This window comes from Pseudomonas sp. B21-017 (genome assembly GCF_024749245.1).
Taxonomy (GTDB): domain Bacteria; phylum Pseudomonadota; class Gammaproteobacteria; order Pseudomonadales; family Pseudomonadaceae; genus Aquipseudomonas.
This window is the reverse complement of the sequence record NZ_CP087194.1, coordinates 4,258,925-4,271,433: the sequence shown is the minus strand read 5'-3', so window position 1 is coordinate 4,271,433 and position 12,509 is coordinate 4,258,925. Positions and strand designations below refer to the sequence as shown.

Annotated in this window: 11 protein-coding genes and 1 pseudogene; 10 read left to right on the top strand and 2 right to left on the bottom strand. The window is 59.8% G+C overall.

Annotated elements, in window-relative coordinates:
• Nucleotides 1-19 precede the first annotated feature (19 nt).
• Nucleotides 20-883, bottom strand: coding sequence for a methyl-accepting chemotaxis protein (locus tag LOY28_RS30165; protein WP_371924316.1), 864 nt, complete (start codon nucleotides 881-883; stop codon nucleotides 20-22).
• A pseudogene (locus LOY28_RS30160) lies at nucleotides 878-1,660 on the bottom strand (MCP four helix bundle domain-containing protein); the annotation flags it as partial. The gene LOY28_RS30165 and the pseudogene LOY28_RS30160, both read right to left, overlap by 6 nt.
• Before the next feature lie 340 nt (nucleotides 1,661-2,000).
• Between LOY28_RS30160 and LOY28_RS19295 the strand changes: the two are divergent.
• The 10 genes from LOY28_RS19295 (at nucleotide 2,001) to LOY28_RS19250 (ending at nucleotide 12,419) form a co-directional block, all read left to right on the top strand.
• Nucleotides 2,001-3,020 carry a substrate-binding domain-containing protein gene (locus LOY28_RS19295; RefSeq protein ID WP_064618828.1) on the top strand — a complete coding sequence of 340 codons (1,020 nt, stop codon included), beginning with the start codon at nucleotides 2,001-2,003 and terminating at the stop codon, nucleotides 3,018-3,020.
• The gene (locus tag LOY28_RS19290; protein ID WP_018925471.1) at nucleotides 3,004-4,008 is read left to right on the top strand and encodes an ABC transporter substrate-binding protein; all 1,005 of its coding nucleotides are present in this window, start codon (nucleotides 3,004-3,006) and stop codon (nucleotides 4,006-4,008) included. Before LOY28_RS19295 ends, LOY28_RS19290 begins: the two co-directional genes overlap by 17 nt.
• Nucleotides 4,009-4,878 carry an iron ABC transporter permease gene (locus tag LOY28_RS19285; RefSeq protein WP_018925472.1) on the top strand — a complete coding sequence of 290 codons (870 nt, stop codon included), beginning with the start codon at nucleotides 4,009-4,011 and terminating at the stop codon, nucleotides 4,876-4,878.
• On the top strand, nucleotides 4,875-5,669 hold the full coding sequence (locus tag LOY28_RS19280) for an ABC transporter permease (protein ID WP_258612378.1): 795 nt from the start codon (nucleotides 4,875-4,877) through the stop codon (nucleotides 5,667-5,669). Before LOY28_RS19285 ends, LOY28_RS19280 begins: the two co-directional genes overlap by 4 nt.
• The gene (locus tag LOY28_RS19275; protein ID WP_018925474.1) at nucleotides 5,666-6,697 is read left to right on the top strand and encodes an ABC transporter ATP-binding protein; all 1,032 of its coding nucleotides are present in this window, start codon (nucleotides 5,666-5,668) and stop codon (nucleotides 6,695-6,697) included. The genes LOY28_RS19280 and LOY28_RS19275 overlap by 4 nt, the downstream gene beginning before the upstream one ends.
• A gap of 25 nt (nucleotides 6,698-6,722) precedes the next feature.
• Nucleotides 6,723-7,556, top strand: coding sequence for a phosphodiesterase (locus LOY28_RS19270; RefSeq protein ID WP_064618825.1), 834 nt, complete (start codon nucleotides 6,723-6,725; stop codon nucleotides 7,554-7,556).
• 191 nt (nucleotides 7,557-7,747) lie between these two features.
• A complete protein-coding gene (locus LOY28_RS19265) occupies nucleotides 7,748-9,067 on the top strand; it encodes an OprD family porin (RefSeq protein WP_026286361.1) in 1,320 nt (439 codons plus the stop codon).
• Nucleotides 9,068-9,262: 195 nt separating this feature from the next.
• Nucleotides 9,263-9,742, top strand: coding sequence for a MarR family winged helix-turn-helix transcriptional regulator (locus LOY28_RS19260; protein WP_018925477.1), 480 nt, complete (start codon nucleotides 9,263-9,265; stop codon nucleotides 9,740-9,742).
• Nucleotides 9,732-11,201 carry an efflux transporter outer membrane subunit gene (locus LOY28_RS19255; RefSeq protein ID WP_258612377.1) on the top strand — a complete coding sequence of 490 codons (1,470 nt, stop codon included), beginning with the start codon at nucleotides 9,732-9,734 and terminating at the stop codon, nucleotides 11,199-11,201. Before LOY28_RS19260 ends, LOY28_RS19255 begins: the two co-directional genes overlap by 11 nt.
• Nucleotides 11,202-11,216: 15 nt before the next feature.
• On the top strand, nucleotides 11,217-12,419 hold the full coding sequence (locus LOY28_RS19250; protein ID WP_258612376.1) for an HlyD family efflux transporter periplasmic adaptor subunit: 1,203 nt from the start codon (nucleotides 11,217-11,219) through the stop codon (nucleotides 12,417-12,419).
• Nucleotides 12,420-12,509: the final 90 nt, after the last annotated feature.

The following is a 12,509-nucleotide window of genomic DNA, read 5'->3' as shown; positions in this document are numbered from 1 at the left end:
GGGAGTGGGGCGGCGGCGCTCAGAGTTTGAACTGGGCGACCAAGGTGCTGAACGAACCGGCCAGGCGAGACAGCTCCTGGCTAGCGGCCGCCGTCTGATTGGCCCCCGCGGTACTCTGGGTCGACAGGTCTTGGATGTTCGTCAGGTTACGGTCCACTTCCCGTGCGACCTGGGCCTGCTCTTCGGAGGCGGAGGCAATCACCAGATTGCGTTCGTTGATGATCGAAACGCCGTCCGTAATCTTCTGCAACGCCGAACCGGCGTCCTGCGCCAGGTCCTGGGTTTGAGTGGCCAGTGCCAGGCTCTTGCCCATGGCGTTCACGGCCCCGTCGGCCCCGCGTTGCACAGTGCTGATCATGCCTTCGATTTCCACGGTGGAGGCCTGGGTGCGATGGGCCAAGGCACGAACTTCGTCGGCCACCACGGCAAAACCACGACCTTGCTCTCCCGCACGGGCCGCTTCGATAGCGGCATTCAAGGCCAGCAGATTGGTCTGTTCGGCAATGCTGCGAATCACGTCCAGCACCTTGCTGATCTCCCGGACATTGCCGGCCAGTTCGGTCACTGCCTGGTTGGAATCGGTGATTTCGGCCACCATGTGGGTGATGCCTGTCACGGTCTGTTTGACTTGTGACTGACCGTTAATGGCGTCGCTACTGGCGCTGCTTGAGGCTTGTGAAGTAGTGACGGCGTTACGTGCTACTTCTTCAACCGCAGCGGTCATCTCGTTGACCGCCGTGGCAGCCTGCTGGATTTCATCATTCTGACGGGTTAACCCGCGTGTGCTTTCTTCGGTCACAGCTGACAGTTCTTCGGCGGCTGAGGCCAGTTGATCCGATGCGTTGGCGATTTGTGTGAGGGTACGCTTCAGGCCCCCTTGCATCGCAGAAATGGCATTGAGCAACTGGCCTGCTTCGTCGTGGCTGTTGCCGCTGATGGCTCGGGTGAGGTCCCCACCTGCAATCTCCTGTGCGTAAGACACGGCCAGCGCCAATGGACGTGTGATCATGCGGGTGATGAAGACGCCAAGGGCGATTGCCAGGACGAACGCAATGATGATCCCGGTCGTCAACGACAGTATGGCGGTGCGGTGCAACGCTTCCGCCTCAGCAGCGCCTTCGCCTATCTGTCGGTTGTTGGAATCAACCATCGCCCGTATCAGGCTTCGCGCTTCACTGAACGCGATGTTATTGGTGCCGTTGAGGATGACGGCGGCCTGGTCCAGATTTTTGGCGTCTATCAGTTCGACAATCTTTTGTGATGTGCTGATGTAGGTCGGCCAGACCAGGTCCAGTTTGTCACCCGCCGCGCGCTCATCGTCCTGCAGTGGCGTCGCACGGTAGCTGGCGTAGGCATTTTTTGCAGTGTTCAAATCAGTCACCAGCGCTTCGTGCAGGCGGTGATTTTCGCTGTCCGGTAACACGCCTCTTTGCCCATCAAGCAGACGATACATCCCACGGTTGTGCGCGGTGAGGCTGCTCAGGGTTTCCCCGATTTTGCCCACTGACACGAGGTTGTCAGAAAAGGTCAACGCCAGCGCCGTGGACAACCGATTAATGCTCAGGATGCTACCGGCGCCTACGAGTAGAGTAATCAAGGCGCAGAAAACAAACGCTGTCAGCAGTTTGGTCGAGAATTTAGAGCGGCTCAGGATGTTCATTCAGTGAACTCGGTTGGAGTTTGTATGGGTTTGATCAGTGGGGATTAATCGCCACCATAATGGCATCGCAATAATTAACTAACTAGAACATTTATCATTTTTTCGCTCGTAGCCCAGAGCAAGACATCACGGACTCTGGACGTGGGGGGAGGAAACACACCCAGTCTATTTCTGCGGGATCGCTGAAGGTCTGACAGGTGCGCCTGTGCTCAAATCCGTTGAGCGGGTGGGGCGTAATCGGATGCCGCGATTGACATCAAAATGTCATCTTTTAATCGCATGAACGCCATGTTCGCTGAGTAATGTTCTCGCGAATGAGATCGATCTCAAGCGAGCGACAATGACTGATTTGAAAGAAGTTGCACGACTGGCAGGTGTATCGCGGGCGACTGCCGCGCGGACCTTCGCCTCCCCTGAAGTGGTGCGTCCGGCGACCCGCGAGCAAGTGTTCGCCGCTGCCCGCGAACTGGGTTTTCGGCCCAATCGCCTCGGCCGTCAACTGCGTTTGCAAACCACCAACCTGATCGGGGTGGTGGTCCCCAATCTCCTCAATCCGGTGTTCGCCGAGCAATTCCAGGCAATGGAGCGGGCCGCGCGTTTGCGTGGCTACAATTTGTTGCTGGCGACCACCGATTACAACAGCGAGCGTGAAAGCGCGGTGGTCGAGGAGTTGTTGCGCCAGCGGGTTGACGGGCTGGTGCTGACCGTTACCGATGCCGAAAGCAACCGCGTGCTGCAAAGCCTCGCCAGCGAGGACACGCCGTTTGTGCTGGCTTATCACCAACCGAGCAATCCCGATTACAGCGCGGTGTCGGTCGACAACCGCGCCGGGATGGCACTGGCCACGCGCTATTTGCTGGACGCTGGGCATCGGCGCATTGGCATGGTCGCCGGCCCGGCCTTGCAGTCTGACCGTGCCCGTCTGCGTTACGCCGGTTATGGCGACGCGATGCGTGAGCACGGCCTCGACAGCTTGCCGGTGATCGAAATGCCCGCCCATACCCAAGCCGATTTCGCCGCCCTTGAACCTTTTTTGTCCGGACCACAGGCGCCCAGCGCGTTGGTTTGTTCCAACGATTTGCTGGCGATCAGCCTGATCGCCGAACTGCGCCGACACGGCTGGAATGTGCCTGGGCAACTGTCAGTGATCGGTTTCGACGGTATCGCCCTGGGCACGCAAATGCACCCCACGCTGTGCAGCGTGGTGCAGCCAATTGCAACGCTGGCCAGCACGGTCATTGACCAATTGCTGGCACAAATTGCTGGCGCTGCCCCGGTTTCCCATTGCCTGCCTTGCCATGTCCGGCCAGGCGAAAGTACTCAACCCTACGAGGAGAAACTCGATGACCCGCTTCACTAAAACCCTGGCTGCGTTATGGCTGTGCGGTGTGGCCAGCCTGGCCCAGGCCGCTGAAACGGCGATTTGCTACAACTGTCCACCGGAATGGGCAGATTGGGGCACTCAACTCAAGGCCATTGCCGACACCACAGGTGTGCAGGTACCGCTGGACAATAAAAACTCTGGCCAGGCTCTGGCGCAGTTGGTTGCCGAGCACGCCGCGCCGGTGGCGGACGTGGTGTATTACGGCGTGACATTCGGTTTACAGGCACAAAAAGCCGGAGTCGTCGGGACTTATAAACCCAAAGGCTGGGAGCAGATTCCGACGGGGTTGAAAGACCCGCAGGGGCACTGGTTTGCAATTCATTCCGGCACGTTGGGAATCATGGTCAACGTCGATGCGCTGGGTGGCTTGCCGGTGCCGCAGAGCTGGGCTGATCTGCTCAAGCCTGAGTACAAAGGCATGGTCGGCTACCTCGATCCATCCAGTGCATTCGTCGGTTACGTGTCCGCGGTCGCCATTAATCAGGCGATGGGCGGGACCCTGGATAACTTCGCGCCGGCCATTGATTACTTCCAGAAACTGGCGAAAAACGCGCCCATCGTGCCGAAACAAACCGCGTATGCGCGGGTGCTTTCCGGTGAGCTGCCGATTCTGGTCGACTACGACTTCAACGCTTACCGTGCGCGCTACAAAGACAAGGCGAACGTCGCTTTCGTGATCCCCAGGGAAGGCAGCATCAGCGTGCCTTACGTGATGAGCGTGGTCGACAATGCACCGCATCGCGCCAACGCCGAAAAGGTCCTGGATTTTGTGCTGTCCGACCAGGGGCAGGCGTTGTGGGCCAAGGCATATCTGCGTCCGGTTCGTGAGATGAAGATGCCGGCCGACGTCGCCGCGCAGTTCCTTCCGGACAGTGACTATGCCCGCGCCGGCGTGGTCGATTACGAAAAAATGGCGGCGGTGCAGGAAGCCTTTGCTGCGCGCTATCTGAGTGAGGTCAAGTAAGTGACGACTGTGCCGCTCAACGTGCAGGACGTCTCGTCCCGCCACGATGTTTTGCAGCGCTTGCGACCAACGGCTGCCTGGGCGCTGGCCCCGGCGGCAGCGGTTCTGCTCGCGTTCTGGCTGTTGCCGCTGGCGCATTTGATTGTGCTGGGTGGGCAGGGGCGCGAGGGCAGCGACAGTGGCTATTGGCAAGTGCTCAGTAGTGCGCAATACCTTGGCAGCCTGGTGCAGACCTGTCTCCTTGCGGCGTTGGTGACACTGGCGGCGTTGTTGGTCGGTGGCATCAGCGGGGTGTTTCTCGCTCGCCAGCAGTTCTTCGGTCGCTCGGCGTTAGTTGCGCTGCTGACGTTTCCGCTGGCGTTTCCCGGGGTGGTGGTCGGCTTTCTGGTGATTCTGCTGGCCGGTCGACAAGGCCTGTTCGCCTCGCTCGGTCTGGGGCTGGCGGGTGAGCGCTGGATTTTCGCTTACTCGCTGACGGGGCTGTTCATCGGTTATCTGTACTTCTCGATTCCGCGGGTGATTCTCACGGTGATGGCCGCGTGTGAAAGCCTGGATCGCAGCCTGGAAGAAGCCGCGCACTCACTCGGCGCCGGACATTGGCGGGTGGTGTGCGACGTGATCGTGCCGGGGTTGGCCCCCGCGCTGGTATCCTGCGGCGCCATTTGTTTCGCGACGTCGATGGGCGCTTTCGGCACTGCGTTCACCTTGGGCACGCGGCTGAACGTGACCCCCGTGGCCATCTATAACGTGTTCACCAACTACGCCAATTTCACCGTGGCCGCTGCGCTGTCGGTCATCCTCGGAGCAGTCACCTGGGCGGTGCTGTTGCTGGCACGGCGCGTGGCCAAACAGTCGGGGACGGTTTTGTGAAACGAACAACGCTGTTTATCGCACAGCTGGTTTTTACCCTGCTGGTCTGTGCCTTCATGTTGGTGCCGGTGCTGATGTCATTGCTGGCGGGGCTGACGCGCAATTACTTCGTCGGGGTGTCCAGTGGCCTGACGTTCGACTGGTTGATTCAGGTCTGGCAAAGCTACTCGCCGACGGTCTGGTTATCACTGCGGTTGGCGGTTGCCTGTGCCGTGTGTGTTTGCGTGATCGGCGTGCCGGCGGCTTATGCCCTGGTGCGGATGAACAACCGCTTCAGCCGTGCATTTGAAGAGCTGATGGTGTTGCCCGTGGCCATGCCGGGCTTGGCCAGTGCCTTGGCGTTGCTGCTGACCTACGGGCAATTCGGCGAGTTTCGCAGCAATTGGCTGTTTATCCTGGTGGGTCATGTGCTGTTTACCTTGCCATTTCTGGTGCGCCCAGTAATGGCGGTGATGCAGCGCCAGCAATTGCCGACGCTCGAAGAGGCGGCGGCGAGCCTCGGTGCCGGGCCGATCAAGCGTTTCTTCAGTGTGGTGGTGCCCAATTGTCGGGCCGGGATACTGGCCGGAGTGTTGATGGTCGTCACCCTGTCGCTGGGTGAGTTCAACCTGACCTGGATGCTCCACACACCGATGACCAAGACCTTGCCGGTGGGCCTGGCCGACAGCTATGCCTCGGCGCGGCTGGAAGTGGCCAGCGCCTACACCCTCATATTTCTGTTGATGATCGTGCCGCTGCTGATTGCGTTGCAAGCCATCAGCGCCCGTCTTTCTCGTGGAGAGCGTCGATGACTGGAACCACTATTCGCCTGCAGGGTTGCCGCAAGGCGTTCTCTGACGGCACCGTTGCTGTAGATGATTTGAACCTGACTATCGAGGCCGGGGAAACCTTGGCGATCCTTGGCCCGTCCGGTTGCGGTAAAACCACCACGTTGCGCATGATCGCCGGTCTTGAACGCCCGGATGTCGGGCAGATTTTCTTTGCCGACAGTGACGTCACACGCCTGCCGATCGAGCGCCGCGACGTGGGCATGGTGTTTCAGAATTACGCGTTGTTTCCGAACCTGGACGTGGCCGGCAATATTGTTTACGGCCTGAAGATAAGAGGCCTGTCGCCCGCCGAACGCAACAAGCGTTGCGCCGAGTTACTGGAACTGGTCGGCCTGCAGGATCACGGCAAACGCCGCATTCACGAGTTGTCCGGCGGCCAGCGTCAGCGGGTGGCACTCGCCCGTGCGTTGGCCCCCCGGCCTCGGGTGTTGCTGCTTGATGAGCCGTTGGCAGCGCTGGATGCGCAGTTGCGCGAACGGCTGCGCAGCGAGCTGGATCAACTGCTGCGCAGCTTGCGCATTACCTCGGTGTTTGTGACGCACGACCAGGGCGAGGCCATGGCGCTGGGGGACCGGATCCTGGTCATGGAGCGCGGACGCATCGCACAACTGGCCACGCCACGAGACATCTATCAGCAACCCGCCAACGCGTTTGTCGCCAGTTTCGTCGGCAACCTCAATGCGTTCCCGGTGATCGAACCGACCGCCCATGGCTTGAAGGTCAGCGGTGGCGAGTTGCCCTGGAAGGGGATCCCTGTGCCGACGACGGTGTACTGCCGTCCTGAGCATTTGCGGGTGATGGACGGTGCCGGGCATGTGCGCGGTCGTCTGGTCGGGCAGTTTTTCCAGGGGGCGCAAAGTCGCCTGTTGGTGGACGTCGGGGCCGGGCAGCCATTGCTGGTCGACAGCGCTGACGGCGTCATTCATGCCACTGGCGCTCTGATTGCCCTGGCCATCGAGCCACACGTGTTGTTCACCCTGCATTCGTGATGTTTTTTGTTTAAGAGCACTTATTTTGAACAGTCCGTTTCTTATTGCGCAGATCAGCGATTTGCACCTTAAAGCCGATCAAAAGCTGACCTATGGCGTGGTCGATTGTCTGGGCGCGTTGCGGCGCGCGGTGGATCATTTGAATGCCAGCCAACCGCGCCCTGACATCGTGGTCATCAGCGGCGACCTGGTGGATTTCGGCCGTGCCGATGAATACGCGGTGCTCAAGCGCGAACTGGCGCGATTGCACATGCCTGTCTATCTGGTTCCCGGCAATCACGATCATCGCGAGCAGCTACTGGCGGGATTTACCCATCACACTTATTTGCCGACTAACGCCAACGCGCCGCTCGACTGGGTGGTCGAGGAGCATCCGGTACGCCTGATCGGCTTGGACTCGACCCGGCCGGGCGCCCATGGCGGTCAATTGCTGGACAGCCAGTTGCGCTGGCTCGATGAGCAATTGTCCCGTCGCCCCCATGTACCGACGCTGTTGATTCTCCATCATCCGCCCTTTATCACGGGCATCGGCCACATGGACCACGAGCCGTTTATCAATACCGCTGCTTTGGAAGCGCTCGTCGCTCGCCATCCGCAGGTAGAGCGCTTGCTTTGTGGGCATCTGCATCGGCCCATGCAGCGTCGCTTCGGCGGCTCGTTGAGTTGTGTGTGCCCCGGCACTTCCCACCAGATCGTGCTGGATCTGGAGGCATCCGCGCCCGCACATTTCAATCTGGAGCCGGCGGGGTACCTGGTACATCGCTGGCATCCGCAACAAGGTCTGGTGACCCACAACGCCGTGTTCGGTGAATACGCCGGGCCTTATCCGTTTTATGACGATCATGGATTGATCGACTGATAACGCCAGGACGATGACGATGCTGTGCTTATTTAGCTTGGGGAGGTTTTAACGACGGCCACTTAGTACGGTTACATGACGTTTATCTCAATGATGACTTAATGCGTGGGCTTATCCATTGGTGGGCCCGTTGCTTCCTGCTGTCTTTTTACTGCGCACAGAACATGGTTTCTGCGCTGGAGTTCGCCCTGATGAAAGCCTCGTTTCAAGTATTAAGTTTTTTGACCGGCGGTTTGGGCATGGCCCTGAGTCCCTTGGCGTCTGCTGATTTTATTAATGACAGCAAAGCCAACTTGAACTTGCGTAACTTCTATTTCAATAACGATAACCGCGACGGTGCCGCCGCGCCGTCGAAAACTGAAGAATGGGGCCAAGGCTTCATGCTCAACTATCAGTCGGGGTTCACCGACGGTACGGTGGGCTTCGGTCTGGATGCGATCGGTTTGCTTGGGATCAAGCTCGACAGCGGTGAAGGACGGCATGTCGGCAGTTCAATGATTCCCAGTGATGGCGATAAGGCCGCGGATCAATGGGCGCGTGCCGGCGCGACGGCAAAGATGCGGTTCTCCAAGACCGAGTTGCGCTACGGCACCTTGCAGCCAAAGTTGCCGATTCTGGTGGCGAACGATGGTCGACTGCTGCCGCAAACCTTTGAAGGCGGTCAGGTCACCAGCAACGAACTCGATAATCTGACCTTTACCGCCGGCCAACTTGAGCATGCCACTGGCCGCGGTTCCAGCGACAGTGCCGGCCTGGCGGTAGCGGGTGCCAACCAGGAAAGCAACAAGTTCACCTTCGCCGGCGCTGATTACAAACTGACTAAAGACCTGACTGCCCAGTATTACTACGCCAACCTTGAAGACTATTACCAACAGCACTTCGCCGGTGTATTGCATGTACTGCCGTTGGGTGAGTACGGCTCGCTGAAAACCGACTTGCGATATTTCAAGACCACTTCCGATGGCAAGAACAGCAGTGCCGCCGGGCGTGCCAGTGGTTACAAGTTAGGTGGTTATACCAAAGGCGGGACGGGTGAAATCGACAACGATACCTGGAGTGCGGCATTCATTTACTCGTTAGGCGGCCATGCCATTACAGCGGGTTATCAAAGCGTTTCCGATGACAGCAACTTTGCTCAACTCAATCAAGGCGGGCTGGTCGACAAAGGCGAGGGCGGCGCCAGTCTTTATCTGTACACCGACCGCACCATTCAAACCTTCATCCAGGCCGGCGAACGGACCGCATTCGCGCAATATGCCTACGACTTCGCGGCCGTGGGAGTTCCGGGTCTGAAGGCGTCGGTCATGTATCTCAAGGGCAACAACATCCAGACGACAAGCGGCCAGGACGCGAGCGAATGGGAGCGAGATATCTCCCTGGATTATGTGATTCAAAGTGGCGCGTTGAAGAACGTCGGTTTCGGCTGGCGCAACGCAATGTCACGCAGCGATATCGCCCGCAATCAGGATCAGAATCGCCTGATCGTGAGCTATTCCATTCCCCTGATGTAAGCCCGCCTTCAAGCCCATCGGCGAACAGGTTCACGATCATGTGGGTGAACCTGTTCCTGCCGACGATTGACCACTCTATCCCCCCGCCGCCGATCAGATAAATACAAAGCAACCTAACTATTACGTTGACATTCGCTGCCTAGGCAGTAACATCTCGTCATACATTCTCTGCCTAGGCAGCTAATCGGTGGCCAGATGAAACATTTCTCCTCATACGATTTCCATAATTGCCATCTCGGCCTCTTGCTCGGACGCGCCGCGCTGCTCAAGGACCGGATCATCGACACTCACATGGAACCCCACGGCATCACCGCCGCGCAGTTCAAAGTGTTGATCATCATGGCCCAGTTCGGCGTCGATACCCCGGCCGAGCTGTGCCGCCACCTGTCGCTGGACAGTGGTTCGATGACCCGCATGCTCGATCGTCTGGAACAGAAAGGTTTCCTCGCCCGCCAACGCTCCGAAGCAGACCGCCGTCAGGTGCAACTGGTGCTGACCGAACAAGGTCAACAGTTGACTGACCGTCTGCCGGAAATCGGCGCCGATGCCATGAATGAACTGGCCGGGGCCATCACCCCGGAAGAACTGAAAGCCCTGGAACACATCCTGAAGAAAATCCTGGTAGCGGCGGGTGACTCGATCACCTTGCTGCGGGTAGGTGGCAATGAACAGTAAACGCCTGCGTACCGGACTGAGCCTGGTGCTGTTGGCCATGAGCGTCGCCGGTTGCGCCAGTTACAGTGGCCTGAGCACCGAAGGCGTCAGCCTCGATGCGAAGAACCTCAAGGCCGGGCAGTCGCTCAATGGCGTGACCCTGACACCCGCCGCATGGCCGAAAAGCGACTGGTGGAAAAGCCTCGGCGACCCGCAGCTCGACGGCCTGATCCGCGAAGCCCTGCACGACAGCCCCGACATGCAAATCGCCGACGCCCGCGCTCACCAGGCCAGTGCTGCCGCCTACGCCGCCGATGCTGCACGGATGCCCACCCTCGATGCCAATGCCGGTGTCAGCCGTTCGCGTCTGGCCCGCGACAAAGACCCGAGCGGGCAGGGTGGCACTTACTCCACCGTGCGTAATCTCGGCGCCAGCTTCAATTACACCTTCGATCTCTGGGGCGGCCAGCGCGATGCCTGGGAAGCCGCGTTGGGCCAGGCCCGCGCCGCCGAAGTCGATCAGCAGGCCGCGCAACTGACCTTGTCCGCCGACGTCGCCCGTGCCTACAGCGATCTGGGGCAGGCGCACATCATCCATGACCTGGCCAGCGAAGACCTCAAGCGCACCAAACAAATGCTCGACCTCAGCCAGCGTCGCCTGAGCTCGGGGATCGACAGTCAGTACCAGTTCCAGCAAACCGAAAGCCTTGAAGCCAGCGCCGAAGCCAGCCTGATCGACGCCGAGAAACGCCTGCAAAGCGCGAAAATCGCCTTGGCGGTGCTGCTGGGCAAAGGCCCGGATCGCGGCAACGAAATCGCCCGGCCGAAAGTCCTTCAGGCCAGCGCCGTTGCATTGCCGTCGGTATTGCCGGCCGAACTGCTCGGTCGTCGTCCCGACCTCGTGGCCGCGCGCTGGCGGGTCGAGGCCGCGAGCAAGAACATCGCCGCTGGCAAAACACAGTTCTATCCCAACTTGAACTTGAGCGCGGCGGCGGGTGCCGAATCTTTACTGGGCGATGCGATGTTTGGATCGGCGAGCCGTTTCTTCAACATCGCTCCAACGATCTCGGTGCCGATTTTCGACGGCGGCCGCCTGCGTGTCGACCTCGATTCCCGCGACGCCGATTACGACCTCGCGGTGGCGCAGTACAACAAAAGCCTGGTGAAAGCCTTGGGCGATGTCAGCGACACCATCAACCAGTTGCACGATATCGGCCGGCAAATCGGTGCCCAGCAACACGCCACCGACATCGCCCGGGATTCTTACAACACCGTGGTCCAGCGCTACGGTTCCGGCATCGGCAACTACCTCGACGTGCTCAGCATCGAGCAGCAATTGCTCCAGGCCCAGCGTCAGCTGGCCAACCTGAATGCCGAGCAGATCGACCTGTCGATTCAACTGATGCAAGCGCTGGGTGGCGGATTTCAGGGCGACACCCTGACCGCCGCCAACGCAACCCCAGCCACGCAGCACAACTAATTCAAGGTACTCGTCATGGCCACTGTCGATACAACTCAAGCCCCTGACAACGCTCAAGACACGAGCAACCCGCGCAAGCGCAAAGTGATGCTGTTTGTCCTGACCATCATGGTGATCCTCGCCGGAGCCGGCGTCTGGGGTTATCACCAATTCTTCGGCCGCTGGAGCGAAAGCACCGATGACGCCTACGTGAACGGCAACGTGGTGGAAATCACGCCGCTGGTCACCGGCACCGTGGTCAGCATCGGCGCTGACGATGGCGATTTGGTCCATGAAGGCCAGGTGCTGATCAACTTCGATCCGAACGACGCCGAAGTCGGTCTGCAAAGCGCCCAGGCCAACCTGGCCCGCACTGTGCGCCAGGTGCGCGGTTTGTACAGTAACGTCGACGGCATGAAAGCCCAGGTCAATGCGCAGCAGGCCGAAGTGCAAAAGGCTCAGGAGAACTTCAATCGGCGGAAAAACCTCGCTGCCGGCGGGGCGATTTCCCAGGAAGAGCTGTCCCACGCCCGTGATGACCTGACCTCGGCGCAGAACGCCCTGGCCAACGCCCAACAACAGCTCAAGACCACCAGCGCGCTGGTCGATGACACAGTGGTGTCGTCGCACCCGGACGTGATGGCCGCCGCTGCGCAAGTGCGTCAGGCGTACCTGAACAATGCCCGCAGCACCTTGATCGCGCCGGTCACCGGTTATGTCGCCAAACGTACCGTGCAACTCGGTCAGCGTGTCCAGCCGGGCACCGCGCTGATGGCGGTGATTCCGCTGGATCAGCTGTGGATCGACGCGAACTTCAAGGAAACCCAACTGCGTGACATGCGCATCGGTCAGCCGGTGGACATTGAAGCCGATCTCTACGGTAGCAACGTCAAATACAGCGGCACCATCGACAGCCTCGGTGCCGGGACCGGCAGCGCGTTTGCCTTGCTGCCGGCGCAGAACGCCACCGGTAACTGGATCAAGATCGTGCAGCGGGTGCCGGTGCGGATTCACATCAATGCCGAAGAACTGGCCAAGCACCCGTTGCGGGTCGGCCTGTCGACTCAGGTCGAGGTGAACCTGCGCGACCAGAGCGGTCCGGTGCTGGCGCAGCAGCCACCGCAAAAGGCTTCGTTCAGTACCAATGTGTATGACCGTCAGCTGGTCGAGGCCGACGCGATGATCACCCAATTGATCCACGATAACAGCGCCGCGGTCAGCAAAACCGCGCACCGCTGATTCGCCATCACACCGACCCTGTGGGAGCGAGCTCCCTCTCCACAAAGCTCACTCCCACAAGGTCAGCTGCGTCAGTAACAGGCGCTGTGC

What these genes read in the sequence shown, in the direction of transcription:
- LOY28_RS30165 (WP_371924316.1), bottom strand. Translation starts at nt 883, where the DNA reads ATGCAAGGGGGCCTGAAGCGTACCCTCACACAAATCGCCAACGCATCG.
- LOY28_RS19295 (WP_064618828.1), top strand. Translation starts at nt 2,001, where the DNA reads ATGACTGATTTGAAAGAAGTTGCACGACTGGCAGGTGTATCGCGGGCG.
- LOY28_RS19290 (WP_018925471.1), top strand. Translation starts at nt 3,004, where the DNA reads ATGACCCGCTTCACTAAAACCCTGGCTGCGTTATGGCTGTGCGGTGTG.
- LOY28_RS19275 (WP_018925474.1), top strand. Translation starts at nt 5,666, where the DNA reads ATGACTGGAACCACTATTCGCCTGCAGGGTTGCCGCAAGGCGTTCTCT.
- LOY28_RS19265 (WP_026286361.1), top strand. Translation starts at nt 7,748, where the DNA reads ATGAAAGCCTCGTTTCAAGTATTAAGTTTTTTGACCGGCGGTTTGGGC.
- LOY28_RS19260 (WP_018925477.1), top strand. Translation starts at nt 9,263, where the DNA reads ATGAAACATTTCTCCTCATACGATTTCCATAATTGCCATCTCGGCCTC.
- LOY28_RS19255 (WP_258612377.1), top strand. Translation starts at nt 9,732, where the DNA reads ATGAACAGTAAACGCCTGCGTACCGGACTGAGCCTGGTGCTGTTGGCC.
- LOY28_RS19250 (WP_258612376.1), top strand. Translation starts at nt 11,217, where the DNA reads ATGGCCACTGTCGATACAACTCAAGCCCCTGACAACGCTCAAGACACG.